This window comes from Mesorhizobium robiniae, assembly GCF_040545535.1.
GTDB classification, from domain to species: domain Bacteria; phylum Pseudomonadota; class Alphaproteobacteria; order Rhizobiales; family Rhizobiaceae; genus Mesorhizobium; species Mesorhizobium robiniae.
Genome location: NZ_JBEPMC010000004.1, coordinates 455,937 through 482,036, shown reverse-complemented (window position 1 = coordinate 482,036; position 26,100 = coordinate 455,937). Strand labels below are relative to the sequence as shown.

General features: G+C 60.7%; 20 protein-coding genes and 3 pseudogenes. 3 read left to right on the top strand and 20 right to left on the bottom strand.

Annotated features, from left to right (window positions below; translation table 11 throughout):
• Positions 1 to 74 precede the first annotated feature (74 nt).
• From ABID19_RS14210 to ABID19_RS14135, 15 genes are all read right to left on the bottom strand, one after another.
• Positions 75 to 1,025, bottom strand: a complete 951-nt coding sequence (locus tag ABID19_RS14210; protein WP_354491341.1) for a LysR family transcriptional regulator — start codon at positions 1,023 to 1,025, stop codon at positions 75 to 77.
• A gap of 12 nt (positions 1,026 to 1,037) precedes the next feature.
• Positions 1,038 to 2,915, bottom strand: a complete 1,878-nt coding sequence (locus ABID19_RS14205) for a hypothetical protein (RefSeq protein ID WP_354491339.1) — start codon at positions 2,913 to 2,915, stop codon at positions 1,038 to 1,040.
• Positions 2,912 to 3,376: a hypothetical protein gene (locus tag ABID19_RS14200; RefSeq protein WP_354491337.1), complete on the bottom strand. Its 465-nt coding sequence runs from the start codon at positions 3,374 to 3,376 to the stop codon at positions 2,912 to 2,914. The genes ABID19_RS14205 and ABID19_RS14200 overlap by 4 nt, the downstream gene beginning before the upstream one ends.
• A gap of 27 nt (positions 3,377 to 3,403) precedes the next feature.
• Positions 3,404 to 5,596, bottom strand: a complete 2,193-nt coding sequence (locus ABID19_RS14195; RefSeq protein WP_354491335.1) for a flotillin family protein — start codon at positions 5,594 to 5,596, stop codon at positions 3,404 to 3,406.
• Between the two features lie 59 nt (positions 5,597 to 5,655).
• The gene (locus ABID19_RS14190; protein WP_354491333.1) at positions 5,656 to 6,345 is read right to left on the bottom strand and encodes a bacteriorhodopsin; all 690 of its coding nucleotides are present in this window, start codon (positions 6,343 to 6,345) and stop codon (positions 5,656 to 5,658) included.
• Between the two features lie 9 nt (positions 6,346 to 6,354).
• Entirely contained in the window at positions 6,355 to 7,758 is a 1,404-nt protein-coding gene (locus ABID19_RS14185) for an ABC transporter permease (protein ID WP_354491331.1), read from the bottom strand.
• Positions 7,755 to 9,128 carry an ABC transporter permease gene (locus ABID19_RS14180; protein WP_354491330.1) on the bottom strand — a complete coding sequence of 458 codons (1,374 nt, stop codon included), beginning with the start codon at positions 9,126 to 9,128 and terminating at the stop codon, positions 7,755 to 7,757. The genes ABID19_RS14185 and ABID19_RS14180 overlap by 4 nt, the downstream gene beginning before the upstream one ends.
• A gap of 29 nt (positions 9,129 to 9,157) precedes the next feature.
• Positions 9,158 to 10,114, bottom strand: a complete 957-nt coding sequence (locus ABID19_RS14175; protein ID WP_352932840.1) for an alpha/beta fold hydrolase — start codon at positions 10,112 to 10,114, stop codon at positions 9,158 to 9,160.
• 21 nt (positions 10,115 to 10,135) lie between these two features.
• Complete coding sequence (locus tag ABID19_RS14170; RefSeq protein ID WP_006326052.1) at positions 10,136 to 10,540, bottom strand: hypothetical protein; 405 nt, start codon at positions 10,538 to 10,540, stop codon at positions 10,136 to 10,138.
• A 37-nt stretch (positions 10,541 to 10,577) separates the two neighbouring features.
• Positions 10,578 to 12,752, bottom strand: coding sequence for a YbhB/YbcL family Raf kinase inhibitor-like protein (locus ABID19_RS14165; protein ID WP_354491327.1), 2,175 nt, complete (start codon positions 12,750 to 12,752; stop codon positions 10,578 to 10,580).
• Positions 12,753 to 12,849: 97 nt separating this feature from the next.
• Positions 12,850 to 14,010 carry an ABC transporter substrate-binding protein gene (locus ABID19_RS14160; RefSeq protein ID WP_435528728.1) on the bottom strand — a complete coding sequence of 387 codons (1,161 nt, stop codon included), beginning with the start codon at positions 14,008 to 14,010 and terminating at the stop codon, positions 12,850 to 12,852.
• A gap of 393 nt (positions 14,011 to 14,403) precedes the next feature.
• Positions 14,404 to 15,657, bottom strand: a complete 1,254-nt coding sequence (locus ABID19_RS14155; protein WP_354491325.1) for an SGNH/GDSL hydrolase family protein — start codon at positions 15,655 to 15,657, stop codon at positions 14,404 to 14,406.
• A 713-nt stretch (positions 15,658 to 16,370) separates the two neighbouring features.
• Entirely contained in the window at positions 16,371 to 17,228 is an 858-nt protein-coding gene (locus tag ABID19_RS14150; protein WP_354491323.1) for an adenylate/guanylate cyclase domain-containing protein, read from the bottom strand.
• A 174-nt stretch (positions 17,229 to 17,402) separates the two neighbouring features.
• Positions 17,403 to 18,101: a sulfotransferase gene (locus ABID19_RS34335; RefSeq protein WP_435528722.1), complete on the bottom strand. Its 699-nt coding sequence runs from the start codon at positions 18,099 to 18,101 to the stop codon at positions 17,403 to 17,405.
• A gap of 498 nt (positions 18,102 to 18,599) precedes the next feature.
• Positions 18,600 to 19,562 (bottom strand): AraC family transcriptional regulator, encoded by a 963-nt coding sequence (locus tag ABID19_RS14135; protein WP_354491321.1) that lies wholly within the window; start codon positions 19,560 to 19,562, stop codon positions 18,600 to 18,602.
• A gap of 98 nt (positions 19,563 to 19,660) precedes the next feature.
• Between ABID19_RS14135 and ABID19_RS14130 the strand changes: the two genes are divergently transcribed.
• A complete protein-coding gene (locus tag ABID19_RS14130) occupies positions 19,661 to 20,416 on the top strand; it encodes an SDR family oxidoreductase (protein WP_354491319.1) in 756 nt (251 codons plus the stop codon).
• Positions 20,417 to 20,437: 21 nt separating this feature from the next.
• On the opposite strand, the pseudogene ABID19_RS14125 reads toward ABID19_RS14130, so the two are convergent.
• Positions 20,438 to 21,093, bottom strand: a pseudogene (locus tag ABID19_RS14125) (NAD(P)-dependent oxidoreductase); the annotation flags it as partial.
• A 67-nt stretch (positions 21,094 to 21,160) separates the two neighbouring features.
• On the bottom strand, positions 21,161 to 21,583 hold the full coding sequence (locus ABID19_RS14120) for an AtaL-like protein (RefSeq protein WP_354491624.1): 423 nt from the start codon (positions 21,581 to 21,583) through the stop codon (positions 21,161 to 21,163).
• 502 nt (positions 21,584 to 22,085) lie between these two features.
• Here ABID19_RS14120 and ABID19_RS14115 point away from each other — a divergent pair.
• Positions 22,086 to 22,354, top strand: a pseudogene (locus tag ABID19_RS14115) (recombinase family protein); the annotation flags it as partial.
• 132 nt (positions 22,355 to 22,486) lie between these two features.
• Here ABID19_RS14115 and ABID19_RS14110 read toward each other — a convergent pair.
• The gene (locus ABID19_RS14110; RefSeq protein ID WP_354491317.1) at positions 22,487 to 23,215 is read right to left on the bottom strand and encodes an SDR family NAD(P)-dependent oxidoreductase; all 729 of its coding nucleotides are present in this window, start codon (positions 23,213 to 23,215) and stop codon (positions 22,487 to 22,489) included.
• Positions 23,216 to 23,310: 95 nt separating this feature from the next.
• Here ABID19_RS14110 and ABID19_RS14105 point away from each other — a divergent pair, with 95 nt between their 5' ends.
• The gene (locus tag ABID19_RS14105; protein ID WP_354491316.1) at positions 23,311 to 23,733 is read left to right on the top strand and encodes a winged helix-turn-helix transcriptional regulator; all 423 of its coding nucleotides are present in this window, start codon (positions 23,311 to 23,313) and stop codon (positions 23,731 to 23,733) included.
• On the opposite strand, the pseudogene ABID19_RS14100 reads toward ABID19_RS14105, so the two are convergent.
• Together ABID19_RS14100 and ABID19_RS14095 are read right to left on the bottom strand one after the other, a co-directional pair.
• Positions 23,734 to 24,773, bottom strand: a pseudogene (locus ABID19_RS14100) (NADP-dependent oxidoreductase).
• 73 nt (positions 24,774 to 24,846) lie between these two features.
• Positions 24,847 to 26,073: an alpha/beta hydrolase family protein gene (locus ABID19_RS14095; RefSeq protein WP_354491315.1), complete on the bottom strand. Its 1,227-nt coding sequence runs from the start codon at positions 26,071 to 26,073 to the stop codon at positions 24,847 to 24,849.
• Between the last annotated feature and the right edge of the window lie 27 nt (positions 26,074 to 26,100).

Below are 26,100 nucleotides of genomic sequence, written 5' to 3'. Positions count from 1 at the left end.
GGCTCCCTACACTCCACGAAGGGCTAGCGTATAAGATTTTGTTATTGAGGCAACGACAAAAAACTGCTGTGGGTCTATCCCTGTCCCAACAAGGCCGCGTCGGCGCTGTCCATGGATCTCTTGATCCGCCCGGCCTGCCGGCGGACTTCATCGATCAAAGCGGCGAGCACCACGCTCCGGGTACTGGCCCCCTGGGGCCGGACCACGGCAATCGTGCGGGCCATGGCGCTGTCGGCGATCGCATAAGCGCTCAGCACGTGCCCGGCCACTTCGCGCGTTACGCTCGAGTGCGGCAGAATGGTCGCGTACTGAATAGTTTTGTCAGCGACGACAGCTTTCACGGCGCTGAGCGAGTCGAGTTCGAGTTCCGGCTGCAGCGCGATCCCCCGTTCGCGGTAGACCTGATCGATGATCCGCCGCAATTCGTGGATTTCGCTCGGCAATATCAGCTTTAACCGCCTGATGTCTCCCAACTGGCGCGGCGCGTCGACCTGGGCGCGGGCATAGGAAGTTACCAGCACGAGGCGCTCGGCGAACAGATCGAGGATGTCGAGCTGATCCGGCGCGCTGGGCCGATAGGTGAGCGCAGCGTCGAGCCGGCCGCCGCGCATGAGACTGGCAAGGTCGCCGCTGTAGGCCTCGACAACATTCAGCGTCACACCCTGGTACTGGGCGTCCACAAAATTGCGGATGTTCTCCAGAAACAGCGGTACGATGGTCGGGCATATGCCGAGTGAGATCTCGCCCTTGAGCTTATCCGAGCGCTCACGCACCTCACGGACTGCATCATCGAGCCCATCGATATGCAGGCGCGACTGGCCCAGGAGGAACCGTCCTTCAGCCGTTGGCTCGGCACCGCGCCCACTTCGGTTGATCAGCGAGATACCGACTTCCTTTTCGAGCAGCTTGATTTGTCGCGTCAGCGACGGCTGGGCGACCCCTATGGATTGGGACGCACGGGAGAAGCCGCCGTGCTCGCAAACCGCGATGAAGTAGCGCAGACGCCTAAGGTCAATGCCTTCCATGCCCTGCCCCGGTTACCGGCCCGTCACGCGGTCGAGGAGCCGTGCGATCCACGGGGTCGTAACGGGCTCAAACAATGGGTTCACGTCCGGCACGAGGATGATCCTGTGGCGAGCACGTTCATCGATGACGGACAGGCGTCCCGGATAGGCCAGCCACCACACGATGAATACCCCGACAAACCAGAACAGGACCTGCCAGATCAGCAGCGAAGGCACCCCCGGCGCCACCACCGCGCCAGCAAAAATCGGCTCGCTGAAAAATGTGTTGCCGAGGATCGCACCGGGGCCGAGCGCGAAAAACGCCCACAGAAGCATGAGGGCCCATTTCGCCGTTATGGCCGCCTGGCTCCCGTTACGCGCCGGCTGGCTCTCCTCGAAAGCGTCGTGGAGGCGATCCCTGCGATCCCGCTCGGCGCCGCTGCGCGTAAACAGGGACACAAGCAGGCACGCCGTGAAATTCGTCGCAAGTCCCCATCCCGCCGAATGGACCGACAAGGGCCAGCGGCCCCATGGCAGGTCGACGAAGAGCCGCTCGAACAGCACCAGTCCAAAGCTCTCGGTGAACATCACGCAAAGGCTGCCCACAATCAAACCGGCCAGAACACCGCTGCGGCTGATCCAGCGCACCCAGCACAGGCCGAGCACCGCAGGCAGCAGTTGCATAGACAGGCTGAGCGTGAGCGATGAGAAAATTGTCGCGCTGAGCGGCGCATAGCTGGCGACGGCGGCGACAGCTGCGTAGACGAGCGCAAGGGTCACGCGCGCGGCAAACCGCGTCGAACGCTGGTCCACGCCCGGGATGATGTAGCGCGACGTCAGCTCGATGGTGCAGACCGATGCACCGGATCCGGCAAAGAATGCGACGGCGATCTGGCCCGACGCGACCAGAAGGACTGTAAAACCCACCGCCACCATCGGATCGAGCGTTGCCAGCCGTGTCGTGAAGGCTGTCAGCGAGCCATTGGCCGCAATCTCCGCGGCCAGAACCGGCCCGATCAGTATCAGAGCGCCAGCCGCGAGGCCCGCGATCATCCAGACCTGGCCAAATGCAAAGCCGCGACGCGGCGCGCTTGTCACGCCCAGAAAGCTGAAGCCGGGACTGATCGCGATGCCGCCCAAAGACAGGGCGAACGTCAGTCCCGCGAAGGTGGTCCAGAGCCCCCCGGCCGGCAGCTCCTTGCCTATCCCGGCGCTAAACTGGATCACGCCAGGGATCTTGTCCGGCAGAACCCCGCTGGCTGTACCAATCCCGTTGGCGGCGAATGCCAATTTGTCGAGTGCAAAGCTCGTGAAACCGCCGAAAAAGATCGTGAGAGCCAGGATCAGCAGGGACTGGGCGGCGACAAGATAGGCAATCCCGCGCCAGCCTCCGATCACGCTGCAGAGGAACAGGGCAAACGCGATCGACCATATTGCGACACCGGCAGGAACGTCGTTGGCGGTCGCGGCGCTCACCAGGGCACCCGCCTGAGACAGGAACATCGCTGCAAAGGGGATGCTGAAAAGGAACAGCACGAACAGCAAATAGATGCGAAGCGTCGTGCTACCGAAGTAATCGCCCAGCAGGTCACCAAGTGTGCGCAGCGAGGTCAGCCTGGCGGCAACCCAGACGCGCTTCTGCGTGATGGCGGCGCAAAGGGCGATACAGATGAGGCCGACCGCGACCTGGTTATATTGAAGGCCGAAGGTGGCGAGCAAAAGCAGATGATCGGGAAGGCTAAGGCTGGCCAAGGTGATGCCGGCGCCGGCGAAGATGATTATCCATGGCGGCAATGCCAAGCCCGCGTCGACGAAATCACCGGGTTGCTGGGCGTGACGGCCGCTGATGGTCGCAAGGTAAAGGCCCAGGACCGCGACAATGCCGAGCACGGAAACCAAGAGCGAGGTCATGTATGGTCTCCCCGCGAGCGTTTTGAATCTCGGTCATCTGAGCGGAAGTCCCGGATAACGTCGAACGCTTCGAAGGCCTGCCGTGCCCCGTACCGGGTGATCAGGTAGAAAACGACCACAGCCCCCATTGTGATAAAACCGATGCTCAGCGGCAAGAAGTTGTTCGCGGCAAACGGCACCCTGACCAGCGAGAGAACAACGAACAGCACAAGCGCGAGTCCGTAGATGACCAGGCCGAGTCCTAGTTCTCGGGGCGAGAAACCCGTCGCGTAGATCACATTGACGATCACGTGAGCGACAAAGCCCACCAGAATGGCCGCGAACCCGGCAAGGACATAGGGTGTTCCGCCCCGGGCAAATCCATACTCAAACAGGATCGCGGCGGGCAAGGCCGCTGCCAACCAGCAGGCCATGACCAGGGCGTGGCGGTCCAACGCTTCGTTTTTGTCGAGCGGGGTCATCGGTTGCTCTCGCTAGTTTCGTACGCCTCAGTCGTCCTTGTCCTTCGGCGCATCCGGACCCTGGAAGTTGCGGAACGACATGCCGCCGGCGCTTCCGAGGTTTTCGATCGGCAGTCCCAGGTCTTTCATGAGACCGTCTACGAAGGCGACCTGGGTGCGATATTTCATGGCGGAATTCACAACGCGGTCCGTCATGTTGCCGCCGCCCGAGCCGCCATCGCCGCCGGCCATCTCGGAAGGACTGTTGATGCCGGGCAGGCCTTCGACCTGGAGGATCTTGATCGACTCGATGTTTTCCATCGGTTTGACCGTCTCACGGATGATGCTCGGCAGATTGCTGACGAGGTTTTCGTAGATAGCGCTGCGTCTGCTGGCATCCGAACGGGTGTTTTCGGACTCGTTGAGCATTCGCTGTCCGGCGGCGTCCTTGGCATAGCGAACCTCGGCCGCATTGGACTCGGCAATTTCCGCCAGCGCCCTGAGTTCGGTTGCTTCCTTCTCGGCCTTTGCGGACGAGACGACGCGTTGGGCGTCACGCTCGACCCTGGACGAGGACTGAATGAGCTCGATCCGCTTGATGCGTTCGGCCACTTCTTCTTCGCGAGCGCTGTTGACCTGCTCTTCCTGTTCGACCTGTCTTTTCAGAGCTTCCGCCGCCTCGGTTTTTGCGTAGGCTTCCTCGATCGACTTGTTGATCACCGCGATCAGGCGCTCCTTGTCAACGATTTCGATTTCCTTCTGCTGCTCGATCTCAAACTTATCGACAAACTTCCGCGCAGCGATGCGCAACTCGTCGATCTGGCGGTTGGCGGCGATCGAGGCGTCCTGGATCTCCTGAAACGCCTTGGTTTCGGCAAGCTTGATCTTCTGGTTCTTCTCGATCTCCAGTTGCACGATCTCCTCGTCCACCCTCAAGCGTTCGACATCGACATCGTAACGTTTTTTCAGGCGCGCCTTTTCCTGGTCAGCCTCAGCAAGCTCGTTGCTGATGCGAACCTCTTTCGACTTCGCGACGGCCAGCAATTCAATGGTTTTGTCGGTCTCGATTCGACGCGACTCGATTATCCGCTGGTTATCCAGTTTGGCCTGGTCGATCTCGGCCGATGACGTCGTTTCGATAATCGACAGCTCCTGACGCGAACGGATTTCAGACTCCTTCACATGCTGCTCGTTGTCGATCCGCTCCGCCTCGATTTCGCGGCGGTTCTGGATCCTCTGCATCTCGAGTTCGCGGCGCGACATGATCTCGGTCATTTCAGTCTCTTGCTGCTTCTTGATCTCAAGCGACCGCACCTCCGACTGAGTGTTGATCCGTTCGGAATCGATCAGCCGGTCCTTGGCAATACGTATCCGCTCGCCTTCTTGTTCGCTGCGGATCCTGGCGTTCTGAATACTGATTGTGGAGCTTGATCGCTCGGCCTCGATCTCGGCCAGTTGAGCGGCTTTGCGGATTTCGATCGCCTGCGTCTGTTCGATGCGGGCGTATTCGAGGTCGCGCTCGATCTCCAGAGCCCGCTGCTCGGTTTCGAAATCTTTGAGCTTGATGCCGATCCGCGATTCGTTTTCGATGCGGTTGCGCAGCTGGCGGCGCTCCTCGATCTGCTCGGTCAGCTGCGTCAGGCCTTCGGCATCGAACGCATTGGAGGGATCAAACACGGAGATGTCGGTCTGGTTAAGGCTGGTAAGAGAGGCGTTTTCAAGTTCGAGGCCATTCGACCCCAGGGTCGTCGCCGCTAGGGCGGCCACCTCACTCATGTAACGGCCGCGGTTGGTGTGGATTTCATCCATGGTCATCGTGGAGGCGATGGCCGACATGGCATCTACGAACCGGCCCTGAACGATCTCCTTCAGCGCGGCAGGGTTCTGGGTGCGGTCACCGAGAGTGCGGGCCGCAGTCGACACTCCGGCTTCCGTCGGCACCACCCGCACGAAGAACTCGGCGATGATGTCGATGCGCATTTTGTTCCTGGTGATCAGGGATTGCTCACCGAGCCTGCGGATCTCCACCGGGATCGCGTTCATGTTGACGCGCGTGATGTCGTGGACAATCGGGATGATCAGCGCACCGCCGCCCATGACCACCCGCTCGCCGCCGAGGCCGGTGCGGACGAACGACTGGTCTTTGGACGAGTGTCTGTAGAGCCAGTGCAGCAGATAGACACCAATCGCGATGATGATCGTTACGAGAATAACGACTGCAATCACATCTGAGCCATTCATGGGAAGATCCTCCACTTAACCGCGAGCGCCGAGCACGTTGGCGCGAAGATTGACAGCCTTCAGAAACGCTCTTCGCCGGCGACGGCGAGGACGATCATTGAGACGGCGATGAGATTGACAAGGTCGGCAATGGTGTAGAGCACGATGATGGGCGCCACGTGCCCGGTTCCGATAACGACGTCCACGAAATGCAGGATCGGGTAAATTGCCCAGCCGATCGTCATGATCAGCCTGATCCAGAAATAGCCGAGGCGGATCGGACGCGTCGACTTGCTGATGGCGTCCGCCATGGCGCCGAAATACAACTCGCCAAGGATATAGAGCCAGAAGGCGATCGACAGCAGCACGCCAAGGGTCGGGTTGAAGATCCGTGCGTCACCAAGGTAACGGGCGAGCACCATCAGGATTGCCGCGGCCAGTGTCCGCCAGAACACGCCCACGGGTACTTTCCCAGCAATGCTCGCAAAAAAGAACACCGATGCGACCTGCATCGGCTGGGCCACGAACCACGCGACGTAGCGTGAGGCGGCGCTGAGCTGCTGGCCCGCCAGCCAGATGTTGGAGGCTGCATAGTATTCAAGGCCCGACGCGAGGAGCGCAACGGCTGACAGCGCCAGGGGAACCCGCCAGCGCTCTGACGTCCATGTCAGGCCCAGCATTGCCAGTGCAGCCGTGGCAAACATGGCGAGGGTTGCAGCGCTGAGCGCGGTGCTGACCACGGCGCTGGACTGAAAGAGTGTTCCAAACATGGGCTTTCCCTAGACCTGGTCTCTGATGTGAGGGGCGCGGCCGTAGAGCGCGACCATCGGCAGGATCAGAAGACCGAAGATGAATTGTTGCCATTCGTATTTGAGCCCGATGCCGATCAGGAAGGCGCTCAGGACTTGCAGGACGAGAACCCCGATCACGGTGTAGCCATAGCCGCCATATCCGCCCATGAGCGACGTCCCGCCGATCACCACCGCAGCCAGGGTTGTGAAGAGATACTGGTCGCCAACCCCGATGAACCCGCCGCCGCTCCAGCCAAGCAACAGGCATCCTGTCAGGGCGGCTGAGAAGCCGCTGATGGTGTAGGCGATGGTCCAGTATTTGAACTCGGAGACGCCGATCAGCTTGGCCGAGCGGCGATTGCCGCCCAGGGCGTAGATGTACCGGCCGAAGGCCGAGTAGCGCAGTCCGACAATGACGATAATGGCAATGACGATCCACATCAGAATTGTCGGCGGGACTGCCAGGCCGAAGGTGCGGCCGTTCATGGCGGCAAGGTTCTGGAGCCACTTGGGCACGGTTCCAAAGACGTTGCCGCCGAACGAAGATCCGATGCTGGTCAGGATCTGGACGAGACCGGCGACAGCAAAGCCCATGCCGAGCGTCAGGATCAGAGCCTGGCCCTGCAGACGGTAGGATAGTACGCCATTGAGGAAGCCCAGGGCGGTGCCGATCAACAGCACAAAAATGACGGCCAGCCCCGATGGGACGCCAAGGCCGATCAGGAACAGAAGCCCGATGTTCGAAGACCCGATGACAAACGGGATCGAAAGGTCCAAACCGCCCAGCAACGCCACGAGCGTTTGCCCGACGCAGGCGATGCCCAGGAACGCTGCAAACAGCAGAATTGCTTTGATGTTGGTGGCGGAGAGAAACCCGTTGATGGTGAAGGAGCTGATCACGATCAGCGCCAGCAGCACGATCAGCCCAATAAAAGCGCTGCGGCCATGGGCGAAGCGGCTGCTGACCTTGAACGCAAAGACCAGGATTGCTTCCAGCAGCAGGAAGGCCATCAAATTGCCGAGGGATCTGAAGGACGGGACCGTGGCCGTGATCAGCAGATATACGATCAGCATCACCGCCATGGTGACGATCAGGATCCGATTGCCGGCCCAGACGCCACCGGCGCCGGCCGGGGTTGCAGTGTCGGTTTCAAGCGACGAAGATCGGGCCTCGAAGATGACGGCGACGTAGTTGATCAGCCAAAAGAGCACGGCGGCCAGAACGATGGTGTAAAGGATGACGATCTGGGCGCTGAGCCCCTGCCAAAATCCCAGGCCGAAGCTGATCGCCGCCACCACGAATGTGACGGCGAGGTTAAGCCACACCAGGGCGCGCGAACGCGGGATGAAGAGGCCGCCTGTGCGGCTGCCGTCGGTGAAAGTCTGACTCATGGCCCGATCCCCAACGGTTGTCCTGTCGCCACAATTCCGGCCGCGTGGCTTTGCTCGCCGATGACCAGGAACAGGAGCAGGATGAGTGCCGAGACGAAAACATATATGAAGGCGCCCAGGCGCACGGAAACGGCTTCAGCCACGATGACGCGGACAGTGAACGTCAGCACGGCCAAGGTGACGGCGAAGCCGAAGACGATCTTTTGCAACGGCGTAAGGTCGGGCAAAGCTGGCCCGCTCCCCGACTGCATCGGCAGCAACAGATAGCGCGTCATCACGTCCGGATTGGACTTGAAAGCCTCGCCGGCGACGGCCGCCACGCCGTAGGTATCGCGGGTGCTGACATACAGCATGATCCCGACGACCACGCAGCCCAGGACCACGAAGGCCGCAAAGGGTGAAATGAAGTGCAGGTATCGCCCGATGACGGGGACCAGCAGGGTCAGCAGGAGCGAAAGAACGAGGATCAGCCCGTAGAAAAGCTGCGTCACAAAGGCTTGCGTGGAGCCGAAATTGAACGTGGCTAGAACATAGCCAATAAGAAAGAGGTTGAGCGCACCTAGCAGCCCGCCTGCCACGCCACCGCGTCCACCGGACAGGCTGACCCCGCCCAGCACCAGGGCGGTCACCGCCGTCAGCGTCATGGTGGTGCCCTGTGTCGGATCTCCGGACGAGATCAGCGCGGTATAGCAGATTGCGCCGAGGCCAACGAAGAGGCCGGCGATGACGTGGGCACCGATCCGCACCACATTGATGCGGACACCGCTCGTATAAGCCGCACGCTCATCGTAGCCCATCAAACGCAAATTCGCGTAGAACGAGGTCATGGTGAACAGCAGCCAGGCCGCGATAGCCAGCAGCACGATCAGCAGGATCGGTGAAAAGATCGTGTTGCCGAGGCCCCAGGACGACATCCAGTCCGGTGCGGTACCGCCTGGTCTTGGGAGGATTACGAGGTTGATACCGGTCAGGGCCAGAAAGCCACTGAGCGCCACGATGATCGGCTGGACGCGCACGAAAATGATGATGAGGGCAAAGAAGAGTTGATAGAGAACGCCGATCCCCAGGGCGACCAGAAAGACGCCAAAGGGACCCGTGACGATGCCGAGGCCGTTGAGCTTGACGATCGTCACGTTGATGAAAGCGAGCAAGGGTCCGACGGCCAGGTCGACTGTCCCACGTCCCGCCACGGCCAGAGCCATGAGTGAGAATGTCGCCAGGATCAGGGGGGCCGACACGATGATCGCGCTGCCGAACCCCGACAAGGATACAAGGTTCGGCCCCCTGATGACCGCGGTGCTCAGGAGCAGCGCGATCAGCAGGATCGGGACCAACAGGTAGGTGTTTTGGGAACCCCTGGACTGCGACATCAACATTTGTCTTTCGTTGCCAAAGCAACCTAGAACTCAATGACCTTCCGGCCCTCATTGGGCCGCTCGCTGCGAGAGGACGACCGGCTTTCGGAAATGCTGCGCCCCGACAGGGCATTGCCTCCCTGGCCACGCCGCTCCGGATCCGCGCTGAGGATTTTCTTCAGCACCGGGGTGATGACTTCCTTGAACTTCGCCGGATCTTCCGATGTCGGGAAGTGGCCACCGCCGAAGATGACACATTCCGAATTCTTCACCTTTTCGGCCGTGCGCTGGGTCATTTCGGGCGTGCAGGCGAAATCATACTCGCCAGTCAGAAAGTAGATCGGCACCTTCCCGGAGATTTTCTGGCACTGGTCGCGGAAATCCGAATCGACGCTGTAGAAATACAGGTCGCCCTTGAAGATGCCGGGGCCGCCCTGTGCATAGTACCACCAGGTCTCCCACCGGTAATCGTCAGGGGACTGCGGTGCCATCAGACCGAATACAGAGGTCGCGACCACCTCGCCACCGTGGATATGGGGGTGATGCAGCGGGTCGATCCACCATCCCGGGGAATAGTCGCAGGCCTCGAGTGCGATAAAGGCCGAAAACTCGCTTTCATGGCGCAACGCCAGCGCCAGGCAGATGTTGCCGCCCATCGATTGGCCCATGAGGACCGGCTTGCGCAGATCCAGCGCCCGGCAGAACGCCACGATGAACTCACAGTAGAATTTGGTTGTGAGTTTGTATTCGTCTTCCATCAGGTGAAAGTCTGCCGGCGGGATCGACTTGCCGTGCCAAGGCATGTCGAAAGCGATGACGCGGAAATTCTGGCTGATATCCGGGTCGCATAGCTGGTGCCGATACTGGCGCCCGTCCGTGCCGGCCGTGTGCAGGCAGACCATCGGAATGCCCTCGCCGTGTTCCTCGTAATAGGTGCGGTACGTCTTGCCTTCGCACTGGACGTAGACGTAGCGCCCAACGATTGGATCGTGTGTATTCATGACAACTCTCCTGCGCTGCCGTTAAACTTGTCGCATCAGCGAGAGCATGCGCGTCAGCGCCCGCAGATTCTGCCAGAACGGAAGCGAATTGCCCTCGATGATAAGCTGCTTGTGCAGCGGATGCGCCATCGCCCAGATGTCGTTGAACATCGGCGGTGGGATTTCCTGGGCAAACTTCGACCAAGCGCTGCTCGGCGCCTTGAGCCAGAATTCGACACCCATGTCGTTCGGAGTGAGGCCTTGCGCGATCTTCTGGATCTTGCCGCCCCGGACGTCGACGAGATATTCCGTGTCGTCGAAGCCAAGCACGAACTTGCTCGTGAAAAACCGCCCTACTACCGGCAAGATGCGGTCGTCATTGACCTTCCTTGCCCATCGCTCGATCCACTCCAGATCAAAGCTGCTCCTGCTTCCATATCTACTCATGCGATCCTCCTGATTGGGGAATTACTATGCCCGGTTTTTACGAGGGCAGAGACTTCTTTGCCGGCCCGTAGACTGCCACGAACGACGCTGCATCTATGGCCACCGGTATGACCGTGGCCGCAAATGCGCCAAGATCGGCGTCAGCCGGCAACTCGACTTTGTCCGCTTTGAGCGCATAGAGCGTGAAAAAGTACCGGTGAGCCCGGTCCGGTGGCCAAGGGCCGCCATACCCCTTGCCGAACCCCGGGATCTTGAATGTCACGAAGTCGCTGTTGAACTCAGCAGCGCCGTGCGGCAGCCGCAAGCTGCCGCTGGCGCCCTCCGGTAGTTCACGAACCTCGACCGGAATGTTCGCCACCAGCCAGTGCGCAAACGAGCGGGGAAAGTTAAACGCTTCCGGCAGATCAGGATCGGTAACGGCCAAGGCAAAGCTGCGGGTGCCTGCCGGCGGCCCTGACCAAATGAGTCTCGGCGAAAGCCGGTTGTCCTCAGCGAACCGGTCCGGGATGACGCTACCTGGCGCGATATCAGGACAACTCAGCATAAAAGACGGGGTGGCCGCCATATGGTTTACCTCCTGGTTCAGCAGCGTCACAGGTCTCGGCACCGGCCTGCCCTGCTCAAGTCTGGGATTGTGCTTCTCGGCGACCGTGACCGGGCTGCCAGGGCCGTTCTCGTTGGCGGCATCGCCGGGCAAGCGCGCCGTCGCGCGGCGGCCAAACATGGCGTTGAGGATGGCATGGCCATTAAAAGGCGGTTCGAAATCCGCCGATATAGCGCCATTGCGAAACACGTGAACCCGTGTGCACAGGTTCAGAAACTCCTCCAGTTCGCTGGACAGGAAGACCACGGCGTTGCCGCGCGCGGCGAACTCCTTGAGATTGCGGTAGAGATCGAGCTTGGCCCCTACGTCTATCCCGCGCGCAGGATCGTTGAGCACCAGAACCACCGGCTTTTCCGCGAAGGCCCTGGCAATCAGTACCTTTTGCTGGTTGCCGCCCGACAGCGACGTGATGAGGTTCTCCGGGCTCCCCATCTTGACGGCCAGTTTGCTGGATTCCCACTCAAACACCGGCGTCAGCTTGGGGCGGTTAATGAAGTTGAGCACCCCGCCGGACCGAAATTCGCGATACACCGGAAGCAGCAGGTTCTCGTAAATGCTCAGATTGGCAAAGATGCCCTCTTTCTTGCGATCGCCGCTGACATAGCTGATGTTATAGCGTCGCGCAGATGCGAGATCGGTAACCTCGCTGGCCTTGCCGTCATTGACCACCATCAACCGGCCGGCGATCGGAGACTGGATGCCAGCGATGCATCTTACGAAATCCGCCTGCCCCTGCCCGTCTAGTCCGGTGATCCCGACGATCTCGCCGGGACACACGGTGAAATTGATCAAGGCAGCATCTGACCAGACCCGAAAATCGGTTGCGCGGAGGACCGGCCGATCGCCGAGCCGCGTCGGCAACGGCTGATCGCGGTTTGTGCCGCTGCGCTCGGCACCGGCAATCAGTTCGAGAATCCTGGCCTCGGTAATCTCTTCTTTCGCAAGCCTGCCGACATCCACGCCGTCGCGCAAAACCGTCGCGCGGTCGGCGATACGCACCAGCTCGGCGATACGGTGGGTGACGACCAGAATGCTTGCCCCCCCTTGCTTGAGCTGCCGCAGCTTGCGGAACAGCCTTTCCGTGGAATCGAAGTCGAGCGCAGCCGAGGACTCGTCGAGGATCAGGACCTTGGGATCAGTCAGAAGAGCCCTGGCTATCGTCACCCATTGTTTGACGCTCAGGGGTAGCTCACTCACCAACCCGGAGAGATCGATGTCAAAGCCGAGGAGTTCGCGCATCAATGCGGATGCCTTGATTTCTTTTTCTTCGCGGTTCATGGACGAGCCCAAAAGGCCATCCGCGCCCAAATAGAGGTTATCCAGCACCGAGCATTCGTCCGCGACGAGCACCTCCTGAAACACATTTGAGATGCCCAGCTGGCGCGCCTCGTGCGGAGACGTTGCCGACTTTCCAAGGATCGACACCTGGCCACTGTCCGGTATCAGTACCCCGGAGATGACCTTCGCCAGCGTGCTCTTGCCCGAGCCGTTGCCGCCAATGATCGCGTGAACCTCCCCCGCGTAGGCCGTCAGGTTGCAACCGCCGAGCGCCACAGTCGGCCCGAAGGTCTTCCTGACCGATGAGAGTTCAACCGTGGGGTATGACATCATAGGTCCAGTTGGCCGACGTCGGTCGGCTAGACTTGCACGGAATGAAAGAAATGCCACCCCGTCAACGTTGACGGGGTGGCCGGACCTCCTTCGGTCAGTTTGCCTTGAACGCTTCGGGATCGGCCGGACGAAGGAAAAACTGGTCCAGGTAATCCTTGCTTGCCCAGTTTTCGGCACCGACGTTGTACCAGCCGTCAGAATCTTCACTGCAATCGGCCGGGACGGCCTTTTCAAGCTGCTCGTAATTCATGGTCTGCGGCTTGGTCAGGATGGACTGGATCTTCGGGCCCTGACCCTGGAGCGTGCGCATCATTACGTTCCAGCCGAATTCGAAGTCGTCGCCCGGTGGCCAGGCATGGATCGCCTCCGAGACGAAATCCTTGTTGTTGCGCCAGTAGCAAAGCGCGCCGATTTCACCGCCGATCGAGAACGGGATCATATCGCGGCCGCTTTGCTGCAGTGCGCGCAAGGCGCCCAGTTCAGACGCCGACTGAATGATGATGCCATTCAGATCGCCAGGATTGGTGGCCAGCCACTTCTGGATTTCGGCCTGAGCAACCTGATCGGTCCACATGCCGGCAACCTGGCCCACGACCTTGATGTCCGGGTACTTCGCCAGGGCCTTCAGAACGCCGACGTTCTGTGAATCCGAAGCAGACGCGCCCGGAATGCCTTCGACCACGAGGACATTGCCCTTGCCGTTGATCTGCTTGGCCATCCATTCGCCGAGCATACTGCCACCCACGACGAAGTTCGCCGAAGTGTTCACTGCATAAGGCGAAGTGAGATAGCCAACTGCAGAGAAGACCGGGACATCACGCTGGTGGGCATATTCGACGGTCTGGTTCAGTGAGGTCGGGTTCGAGCAGCAGACGATGATCGCGTCGACGCCCTGATCCACCAACTGCCGCATCTGCTGGATCTGGGTGGAGTCGTTCAGATTGGATTGGGTGATGATCACGTCCTTTATCAGGCCGAGCTTCTTCCATTTCGGAATAATCTCTTCCTGGAGCCGCTTCATGACGTCGGCGCGCCAGGTGTTGCCAGCATAGGAGCTGGCGTACCCAATCGTCCACGGCGGACCCTTCTTGGGCTTCCAGTCGCGGTAGGCGCTTTCCGCGAGCGGCTGCATCGGATCCATCATGTCTTTGTTATAGAGCTCATCCTGGATGTTCTTTGGCAGCTCATCCACGCCACCGGCAAATGCAGGGGTGACGCTAGCGATCGTTGCGACAACGGCAAGCGATCGCAACATGGTTGCGAATATCGTCAATTTTTCCTCCCTTAGTGCCGGGCATTGAGCCATGGGCACGCTGAGTTCAGTGGAACCCGCAGAGGACTATCGGGCAATCAGGACGTTGGAGGTAATACATTTTTCAAATGCGCTCTATACGCTTTCGCTATGGGCCTGCCCCACTGGCGGATCTCGCTTCAGGCCATGGCCGGGCACGGAACACCGCCCCTGCATGAATGCCTGCTCACCCCGTCCCTGCCGACAAATCTCAAACCGCGGGTTTTGACGACCATCATCAATATCGACGACGGCACGTGTTCCCTTGATCTGCTTGAAGTTTCTTTCGCGAGTGCGGTGTGGTGTGGTGCCACCACGCCGTCGATGCGCTTAGCTGTCACAAGCCCGGCTACCCAGCTATTGAGCAGAAAGCACGCCGAGGTCGATAGCTCCGGCCATGGCATTGTAGCCTGCCGGGTTGGGATGCAAGTGATCGCCCTTGTCGAATTCCGCCTTGATGTAGCCGGGCTTTGCCGGGTCGACCACCGCTTTGTCGAAGTCGATGACGGCGTCAAACGCTCCGGAACGGATGAAGTCGTTCACGGCCAGACGGATCTTCTCTTTGTCTTCGGTGTAGTAGCCCTGGAACGGCGAGCCTACGAAAGCGTCGCCGAAAGGTGTCAGGGTAGCACCGACGATGCGCATGCCATCGGCGTGGGCGCGTGCGATCAACTGTTTGTAGCCGGCGATGATTTGCTCGGCAGTGGGTTGGGTGTCGGACGGTGCCAGGCCGGTTCCCGGCCAGCCGATATCGTTGATGCCCATCATCAGCACGACCGTGTCGGCGCGCGCCTGGTTGAGTACATCGCGGTCGAAGCGGGCCAGCGCGTTGACGCCCATCCTATCCGATAGGATCTTTGCGCCGGAAATCCCCTGGTTGAGCACGGCTACAGGTGCCCCGCCGGCCTCTTGCAGCCGCTTGGCAAGCGTATCAGGCCAGCGGTCGTTGCCGTCGATGGTGGAGCCATCGCCGTCGGTGATCGAGTCGCCGAAAAGGACCACGGCACGCGCGCCGTCGACCGCGTCAACCATGATCCCGGACAGGAACACGCGCTGCGTCTGTGTGGAGTCCGCCTTCAGGTCGGCCTCGCCGGTCTTGTCGCCGGCGGCCACATAGGCAGTTTGGTGCCCGTCCCAATGCATGGTCGTGGCAGCCGCGCTTTCGGGGAAGTACAGGCTGACGGAGAGTTCAGCAAGCGGCGCCACCGTCAAGTCGACGGGATCGCTGATCGCCGGAGCACCGGGGGGAATGGTGATAGAGCTTTCGCCGCCGAAGGTCAGGACGCGATCGGACTCGGGCTTGATCGCCGCTCCGTCGGTGGTGATGGCGACATGGGCGGCCCCAACCTTAAGCGGCTGTGTGCCATACTCATTGGAGAGGACGATCCGCACCTTGCTGCCGCCTATGCTGATACGCGCGATTTGCCGGATCGTGCTGCGGAAATAGTTGCTGGGAAAGCCGAGCGGGATCGGAAAGTCGGCCTGCCAAGCCGGCTGCGGGCTTGCGGTCCAAGTACCGATCCATTCGGTCGAGTCTTGCGCGGTAGCGGGCAGCAATGACACATAGGATAGAGCCGCGCCCGCCAAAATTGCGGATACAAGCCTGTACATAATGTCCTCCCTTTGCCGGCACATCGATTGCCAGCGTGTTGACGCTCCTGTTGCCCAAGGCGAAGACTGAACTGGCCGGGAATCGCTGTCAACGTTCCGTGCGACATCCAGGAACGATCGAGGATCGGGCTCTGGCTGCCGCCAGTAACGCTTTGTCGGATCAGCGTCCGGCGCCACGCCCCAGCGCGCCAGTTCCGGCGATGCCGAAACGGAGCACCTGGCGACGGGCGGCACTGCCGGTGCCGGCGCGTGGTTCCGCGGTTGCGGGGTCTCCCGAATGGACACAGTCTGCTGCACCGGATCCATGTCGCCTGCGGGGCGCCGCCAATCAGCAGGTTGAACAGTGCGCACAAGGCGATGGTGATAAGCAGGCCCAGCGTGCAGGCGGCGCCAGCCGACCTGTGCCGTATTCCTGCAACAGCCCACCGAGTACGCCTGTACAACCCGCGACGTTAGTCTAGGTGGCAGGCCGCTTTGCACGGCGGATGGGTCCATCCAACTCATTTGCTTATGGGTATTGGCAAATCTGACCTGGGCCGACTTGGGACGTAACCTCGACCGGCAGTTCCGGGGCCGGAAACGGAAAGTCAGCTTTTCGCAGTCCAACCTGGAAAGCAGACGTTCCTAGGTTTGTCCTCGGCACCCATCGGTGAAGGCATCGACGGCGTCAGCGAACCAGCTTGACACCGGTCGCGGCTACGAGTCCGGCCGGGTCAGTCCGAGACAATTTCGTAGTGAAGAATCTGGGCCTCGCCGAGTGACGACTTCAGTCCAGGCGAGATGACGCCGGAGCCGAAGAGGAGAATATCTTCGCGGCGCACGAATACTTCATGGCCGGGTCCCATCGACACAAATGTGCCCGACGAGCTTCGCTCGACAAGCCGGGCCTTGCCATTCGAAATGGTGAAGGTCGCGTGGTGCCTTGAGACCCAGGGCCGCTGGACGACGATGTTGCATTCCGGAGATCGGCCGATGGTCACAAATTCGTTCTGTCGGCAGAATCGCAACTGATCTTCATAACGGATGACCAGATTGATCTGCGGCGGCGGGGCGGAGCGCCTGTCGATAATGGTGCCCCGGCTGGCGATGCGCGTACCGAGGGCCCCATCGTCGCTCCTCAGAGTATAGACGTCGAAGAGTTCTTGCTTCCCCTTGAAGGCCATTTTGTCGAGGAGCCGCAAGCCACTGCGGCTCCCCGCGGAAAGGGCTTCGAAGAAGCTCTGGCTGATCAGGACCTCCCCGGGGTTGGCCATGGTGGACAACCTTGCGGTGACATTCACAACGTCGCCGAATACCGCGCCCCGCGCGCGAATGACCGCCCCGAAATGCAATCCGATACGGGCGCTCAACGGCCCTTCCTTCAGTTGGCAGCTGATTTGGCGGACCGCCCTCAGCGCCGCCTCCGAGCTCTCGAACAGGCTGAGTACGTCATCGCCTTTCGAGTAGATGAAATCACCGCCGTGTTGGGCGACGATCGCTCGCATTGCGTCCAGGCAGTCCGAAACCTGCAGCAAAGCGGCATCGTCGCCGATGCGCTCATAGAGGGGCGTGCTGCCCACGACATCAGCCAAGAGGACTGCGGCTAGAAGTCTTTCCTGATCCATCGATCTCATATCCGCTCCGAAAAGCGCAGCGTGTATAACACACCAAGTTGCCTGCAACCTATCTGCCTTGGGGCCGGGGCGATGCTTCGGGTGATCGCCACAGACGGACAGGCGGCTGCCTTCACTCATCTCTCCAAATTATTACCGGCAAAGGCTTTTGCGATAGGAAGCAGCGGCCGGTGAACAGGAAGCGGCAGGGTTGATCTTGACGTCCGACATAAGGCGCAAAGTCGTCGTTGAAAATTGATGGGTCGCCTGGGGGTCAAGCGCTGACGCTACCCCAAGTCCGGTTCTGACCGTCGTCGCGAACATCGTCGTGACCTGACCCATTGCAGACGGTCCGACTAGTTCTGTGCAAGAGCCATCTGAAAGTCCTTCGTGTTGTTGCGATTGGGATAGGACTGATCCGGTACTGGCACGCCAAGATGCAGGCAGAGCGGCTTCCATCCATCGCCCAGATTGTGGACCAGCAGCCGACTCGACGGCACCGTCGCAATTGACCGCTTCGTAGACGGCGATGGCATGGGCGCGATCGTGCGGCCGGCCGCCAAAGACCTGCCTGGAGATCAAGGCAAGACCCAGCGACTCCTGGTCCGTGCTCTGGCTGATGCCCGCCAAGATCGTTTTCGCGAAGCTTTCCCACCAGCTTTCCGGCGAACGGTATGTCAGGATGACCCGCGCGTCGGGATAGAACTCAATCAGATCACGCCAATAGTACGCGGAGGGCCAGTCGATGCAGGACGCGTAGCCCGCAAACAGCTGGTTCCAGTCCGGTGCCGTACCCTTTGCCAGCGCACGCCAAAGCCGCTTCTGGTCGTCATTGGCCATGACTTCGAACATGTGGTGACATGTCGATCTCCTTCACAAGCGCTCGCAACTCGGCTGGAGGCGCAAGACAGAAAGTTCGAAAAGCTTCCAAGAACCCCATGCAAACTTAACACTGCAGCGGACGATGAGGTTCACGGATATTCTGGCGAACGTCCACACAGCAACGGTCAGCATCGGCGGCAAAAGACCGTCCGAAAAGAGCTGTCGGCGGCTCTGTCGTGGGAACGAAAATGGAAGAGAAGGAGAACTTTCGCGTGCGATTTTTGCACACAGCGTTCCGTAACTATCTGATTTTTACTCCCTATCCGTCCAATCCATCAGCGGCGGTTGGCCGCTTGCTATCTGAACAGATTTCGGCTCTTGCTTTTTGGATGGGCCCTAGTTGCAGAGCAGATCGCCGCACTGCGTCGCCCCGATCCGGTTCGCGAGCGCTATGACCGCAACGGGGCCGACAGCGGAACGTCAGCTTAATGAAGTCAGGATGAAAACCTGTCATCCGCAAACGACCCTTTAGAGTCGTAGAAGCCGTGCGTTCTTACTCCCTGTAGCGGCTTGGTCTTGCAGCTCTAGGATACAACTAACCCCGTCTTGGCGTGCGAACTGCATCGGCGGGATACCTACAAACCGGGTGAACGCGACGCTGAAGGAACTGGCGGAGCCATAGCCGACGGTTTCCGCAACTTCCTTCACCCCGCCGTCACCGCGCCGCAGCATGTTCCTGGCGAGGGCCATCCGCCACGACAGCAAATACTCCATCGGCGGAACGCCGACTTCCCTGCGGAACCTGTCGAAGAACACCGAGCGCGACATGGACGCCTCCTTCGCCAGTCGCTCCACGGTCCATGCATGGCGCGGGTCGCCGTGGATGCAGCGTATGGCGCTCCCCAGCCGGGCGTCAGCCAATCCACGGAGAAGACCTGGCGGGGCGGCGGCGTCCGACGCCGCCCGCAACGCCTCGATGAGCAGCACATCGAGCAGCCGCCCGAGGACCATTTCCCGGGCAGGCCTTTCGTCCTGCGCCTCATTCCTGACGAGCTGTACCAGCGTAGCGATCCTCTTCAGCCCACGGACGTGGATGAGCTCCGGAAGGAGCGACAGGAGCAGCCCGGCGTCCGGCGAGCCGAAGGCAAGGCGGCCAGCCAGCATGCGCACGTTCGTTGGCCCTTCCGGATCGCCGTGCCTCATCTCGTCTGCCACCATCGTATGCACAGACTGGCCCTTCGGCGGGCCGCCATCGAGGCTCGACATCGTGAAGTCGCGTGCCGCCGGGACGAGCACAAAGTCGTTCTCTTTTAGCTCGAGCTTTGGCCGCCCTTCCAAAGACAGGCGCACGGCCCCCTCCAGGATCACGCAGAACAAGGGATCTTTCGTTACCGACACGTCGATCCGCCACGACCCCGCGCCGCTCGCCTGTTTCGAGAAGGGTAAGCTCGGTTGGAGCAGCGCCACCACCTCGGCGAATGGATCGTTCATTTCAGGACGCTCACGAATGCTAATCGGACTTTCGATGATAGCGGGTCCGCCCTGCGACGTCCACATGTCTCCCGTGCACAGACACCAAAGGAGACACCATGAACACCGTCCTCATCACGGGCTGCTCGTCCGGCTTCGGCCTCGACATCGCCAAGCATTTCCTCACTCAGGACTGGAAGGTTATCGCAACGATGCGTACGCCCGACGAGAGCGTCCTCCCCGCCTCGGAGAACCTCCGTATCCTCCCCCTCGACGTCCGGAGCGACGAGAGCGTCCGGCAGGCGGTCGAGGCGGCAGGTCCGATCGACGTCCTTGTCAACAATGCGGGCATCGGCTGGCTCAATGCATTGGAAGGCACGCCGATGGACATTGCCCGGGACATCTTCGAAACCAATACCATCGGAACCATGCGGACCATGCAGGCGGTCCTGCCGCAGTTCCGCGAGCGTCGGGCGGGCACGATCGTCAACGTCACCTCGACCGTTACAGTGAAGCCGCTCCCGCTGCTGTCCGTCTACACAGCGAGCAAGGCGGCCGTGAACGCCTTTACAGAATCCGTTGCACTGGAGCTTCAACCCTTCGGCGTGGCGGTCCGGATCGTGCTACCTGGCCTCGCGCCTGACACGAGCTTCGGAAAGAATGCGTTCGGCCGCATCCAAGGCGCGGGCGGGTTCCCAGAGACTTATGCCGAATACACCAACGCGGTGGTCGCGAATCTGCAGCAGCCGCAAGGGCCCGTCACCCGTTCGTCGGATGTTGCAGAGGCCGTATGGCGCGCTGCCACCGACCCGAGCTGCCCCATGAAGCTTCCGGCCGGTGCCGATGCCGTGGCAGCGGCCGACTGGGAAGCCTGAGACAGTTTTGCGACGGTTTGCTATCAATGGAGACCTCTCACGCCAAGCGGCCAGAGGCCTCCATAGAACGAAGCTCGCGACGTCATCCCGAGAGATCGTGCCGCCATGGAAGCGCGAAAGATCCGTGAGTGCCCGGATCTTTCGGCCGCCGGGCTCGTCGTTGAGAACGAAGGACGAACGAGGACCCAGTCGAGGCCGCTCGCCCGAACGATATCCTCCTGTCGGTTCTTGTCCGCGTAGACGCGGCGAAGGAGCAGCGGGAAGATCACCCGATCAAACAGGAAGCTGCCGTGTCCGGCACCGTCGCCGGCGCCGATGCCGGTGATGGCGACCAGACGTCGGATGTTCTCCGCCTTCATCGCGTTGACCAAGACTCGTGTCGCGGACGAAAGCAGCGTCACCTCCCGCAAGGGGCTCGCGGGCGTGCCGAGGGCGCTGATGACGACGTCACGATCTCGCAGCGCTCGCCGCACGGACGCTTCGTCGAGGGCATCACCGACGACGACCTTGGCACCGCTGAGTTGGCCTGCCTTTTTGGCAGAGCGAGCGAGCACGGTGACGTCCTATCCTCTGGCGATCGCCTGAGTGACGATGCGCCGCCCCGTACCCCCGGTCGCCCCGAGAACGAGAGGCTTCGGACTGGCTGCGGCAGTGTCGGGGACTGAAGAATGTTGCATGGTATATTCCTCCGAAAGCGGGACGCCTCGGTTGGCGCGATCCGGTTATTGATAGGTGTGGGTGGGTTCAGAGCCGGCCTTCGGCCACGAGGTCGCGTGTGCGCTTCAGCGTAGACAGCAGGGCGGCCTTGTAGCCCTTGTCGCTGTCGAACTGCTGCTGCTCGGCCTGCTCCTCGGGGCCGCTCGGCGCCTTGTCGCGCAGTCCGAGGTAGCAGTGGAATTTGAGCTGCAGTTCGCCCGCCTCATCCTCGAAAAGCTCGTTGACGATCGCGCCTGCACGCGGACCGGTCGCCTGGAAGAAGGTGACCTTGCGTTGCTCCTCCAGCGTGATGATCTCGCGCAAGTCGGAACCCGCGATCGTGGCTTCGCGCACGAACTGGGTCGCGCTTTCCTCCACGACGTCGCAGCGTGTGGAAAGGCCGGCCGGAAGGAACAGCCGGGCATCGCGTGCCTTGAGTTCGAGGCCCTTCCAGATCTGCTCGCGGGTCAGCCGGGTCTATGGGTATTTTGCCGATCGCTGGCAGGCCGTTGCCGATCAACTGGAGACGCCTCCGACCATTAGCATCCACCTAACGGAAGATCGCTGAGGAACTGCACCACGTTGGTCGCCTTGTGGGAATCCAAGGCTCGCGCGCCGGCGGCTAAACTATCCGAGGCCAAGTTGGCAGCGCCGGCGGCTGCGTACCTCCAGGAGATTGTACGCCCCAGAAGCGCACAGCTGCGCGCAAGCAGGGCCACCGGAGCCAAGGGCCCGCTAACCGCGCTCTGCCAGCCGACCCTTTGTCCAAATGCATCACTGCGAGACACCGACCGGCATGGGCCCGTTCCGCGGAGGAGGCCGCAAGCCTGTTGAAGGAGAAGCGGCTGTCCCAACTTCAACGGAGTATCCTTCAGCAAGACCTTGAGCGAGCGAGGACGGTCCTGAACGGCATAGACAAGGACCGATCCTCACCCAGCTCCTGAAGGGAGCCCACCGTGCAACTGCCGGTAGGGATATTTTGATCGTTACCAAACTCGACCAGCTCGACCGTGACGCAATAGATGTCGGTACTACGGTCAAGGGCACTGGGGTGAAATGGGCGTGAGAGTTTATTGCCTCGCACTCGGCGGCGCCGACCTTACCAGCTCGGCCGGCACGATGACCATGAATGCGCTCAACGCCGTTGCCCAGTTCGAGCGGGGTTTGCTGATCGAGCGGACGCAATCCGGTCTCAAGCGCGCCAGTCGGCACTGGGATGGGCGTGGCTCGCATCTGCCAGATGTCAGGGCTACTTCGCCGTATCCTCCAAGCGCATACGCCCACAACTCAGAGATCCGGACTCTATTCCGGCTTACGCGTAAAGCCACATCGCGCAACGGCGGCTGTCCAGTTTTTAGTGGTCGAAGGCGCACGTCACACCTGGGCCATGCCGCCATCGACGGCCAGTTCTGCGCCGGTTGTGAAACTGCTCTCGTCGCTGGCGAGGAAAACAACCGCGGCGGCCACCTCGTCAGGCCGGCCCATGCGCCCGAGAGGGATCATGCTGGAAAGCGCGTCTCGAATCTCTTGCGAGGCCCCGGCCATCATCGCCGTATCGGTCGGGCCGGGGCTGACGACGTTGACACGAATGCCCTTGGGAGCAAGTTCGTTGGCCCAAGTGCGGGTGAACGAACGGACAGCGGCCTTGGTGGCGCCATAGACGCCATATCCTTTGGTGCCGATGTCGCCTGCGATAGAGCCGATCAACACGATCGTTCCGCCTGGCTGCATGAGGTTGACGGCACCTTGTGCGGCGAAAACCAGGGAACGCACATTCAGGCCGAATGTCCTGTCGAAATGATCCTCCGAAATATCTTCAAGCGGGGCGTATTCGGAAAGGCCGGCATTCACAACGAGCACGTCGATGCGCCCGCGTTCCGATCTGATCTGCTCGAACACACGTTCAAGATCCGCTCTGTTGCTTGCATCCGCCAGGACCGTCCGGATGCTGCCGGTGCCCGCCGCTTCCAAGGCGCCGTCCGCACCCTTGCGGCTGGTCGCATAGACCTGCGCTCCCTCACTGGCGAACCTTTGTGAAACTGCCCCGCCGATACCGCCGGCACCGCCGACAACCAGTGCGATCTTGTTTGCTGATCTGCTCATGTGAACTCCATCAAAAATCGATGGCTCAAGATATATGCTCTATACCTACGGTCAATTACGCACTACAAGTAAAGCAGATATCGAGGAGTATACCCATGTCCGCCGTGATTGAAGACTTGCCCGTCAAAGTCAGCCCGCCCCGTCGTCCTAAGCCCGTTTCCGTCGAGGCGTTGATAGACGTGCAAAAGGCGCGGCCGGTGCTTGAGCAGATCGCCAACAAGTGGTCGGTCCTGATTCTGACCGTTCTGTGCACCAGGCCGTCGCGCTTCAACGAGATCATGCGGCGTCTGGACGGCATCACGCACAAGGCGCTCGCCGATGCGCTGAAGCGTCTGGAACGCAACGGTCTCATTCGCCGTGAGGTGCTAACGACGACGACGCCGGTCGGTGTCGAATACACGATCACTGCGCTCGGCCACTCCCTTCGGCAACCGTTCGAGGCGCTCTACGAATGGTCGATGACCTACGGGCCGGAACTCGAGCGCGCGCAGGACGAATACGACCGCGTTCGAGACTGATCACGTCCCCGGCCAGGCAGGCTTTCTATTGCTTTGACGACACCCTGACCACTTGCGGCCTTCCAAAAGACCAATGAATGCATCGGGGGCGTTCTCAAGTCCGTTGATGACGTCCTCGCGCCATGTCAACCGGGCGTCGGCGATCCAGCCAGCCGCTTCCTTGAGGAATTCGGGTTGTTGCTCGATGAATTCCACATTCATGAAACCGCGGATCGTGATGCTCTTGTGCTGGATGTCTCGCATGGAGGCAGGCAGCCTGTCGAAGGCCGGCGTTGAATAGGCGTCGTCGTTGTAATGTGAGATCATTCCACAGAGCGGAACGCGCGCGAAGTTATTCAGAAGCGGCAAGACCGCATCCCACACGCGGCCACCGACATTCTCGAAATAGACGTCGATACCGTTCGGGCAGGCGTCGGCGAGACGCTGCGGGAAATCTGGATCGCGGTGATCGATAACCGCATCAAATCCCAACTCGTGCTTCACGAATGCGCACTTGCCCGGCCCCCCGCCATGCCAACGGCACGGGCGCCTCCGATCTTTGCGATCTGCCCCACGACGGAGCCGACCGCCCCGCTGGCGGCTGCGACCACCACAGTCTCTCCAGGTTTTGGATGTCCGATGTTGCGCAATCCGGCATAGGCGGTGAAACCAGTCATGCCAAGAACGCCCAAGCCGGTCGAAATCGGAGCGATAGCGGGATCGATGCGCCGCAAGTCGCTCCCGTCCGAAACGGCATGACTTTGCCAACCCGAGTAAGCGACAACGATATCGCTCTCCTTCCAGTCCGGATGACGCGATTGCTTGACCTTGGCGACCGTGGCGCCGACCATCACGCCGCCGATCTCGATCGGCTCGGCATAGGACTTGGCGGCGCTCATGCGACCCCGCATGTAGGGGTCGAGCGACAGGTAGATGGTTTCGAGCAGAATCTGACTTTCGCGGGGCTCCGGCATGGCTGCGTCTTCGACGCGGAAATTGCTCGGCTTCGGACGACCGACCGGCCTGGATGCAAGTACGATTCTTCTATTGAATTCTGTCATTGCTTGATGCTTCAAGATACGTCAGTGCGGACCGCCGCAAGCGTCTGTTGGCTGCGGCGGTCGCATGGTTCCGTCAGTCAGCGAAACGCTGTTTCAGAAACCCCATGATGTCGGGCTGCGATGCCCGGATGACCGTGAAATGGTCGGTGCGCGGATACTCATTATAAGTCACCGGTGTCCCGTCCGCCTTCAGCCGGGAGACCAGTGCCCGCGTCGTGTTTTCGAAAACGAAGGCATCGTCCGGACCGAGTGCGATAAAGGTCGGCTTCTTGAGACGGAAGTCGGGATCAACCGCCGGATCGTTTTCGGCAAGGAACGCCGCCATCTTCGGTGCGGTAGCCCAATCTCCCTTGAGGCCGTCGAATGTCTCGCCCTTCGCCGTCACCGCTTTCGACAGTCCGCCAATAGCTGGGACCGAGCAGCGCGTGGTGAAGTCCTTCAACTGCGCTTCAAGATCGGGCCCCATAACCGACGAAGCCTCGAAAGAAGGATCGACCACCCAAAGTCCGGTCGTCATCAGAGCGACGTTGAAATTCTGGAGGAGACGGAAGTCGTTCGCCTTTTCAGGGTTTGCGGCTGCCCGCTGTGCAAGCTCTTTCACATAGGCGTCGATGGATGTGTAAGGTGCGATCGCCACGGTCCCCTTGAATTCGAACTGCGGCGCTTCCTTGGCATAGGCTTCGACGCCGAGAACCGCATGACCGCCGTCGGAATGACCAACGGCAACATATTCCTTCGAGAGGTTGGCATTGACCTTGTGAGCCGCAACGACACCGCTCACCAATGAACGCGCCAGACTGCTTGCATTGAAATATGGGTAGGGAACTGTCGCAACCTCGCCTAGACCTTCAAGATCGGGAGCGACGACCGCATAGCCGGCGTTCACCAGCGTTGAGATTTCGAACAGGTAGTCGCTGTTGAAGCCATCCTTCGTCAGTCCGCCGTCCAGCGCGTCCGTAAGGCTTGGCGCGCACAGCTTGTTGCCAGGCGTCGTGGTTCCGTGCGCCCAGGCGATGACCGGCCATCCTCCTGCCGGTGGCTGGCGTTCCGGAACAAAAAGCAGAGTCGAGGCCTTGGTCAGGCTTCCGGAAACCGACCGCATGAAGTGGATGATGAGTTCGGCATGCCCTTTAATTTCCGGAGAAATCTTGTGCGACGCATGGGAGACTACGGAGCCGGACATTGGCGCTTCTTCGGCAGCCATGGCCGGAGCGACGAAATTACTACTCACCGTCGTGGAGATTAGCATGGTGGTAACGAGCGCGTTGACGATCGCGCGTCCCAATGGTGTTGTAGGCATAAAAAGTGCTCCATTTCAGTCTAGGGA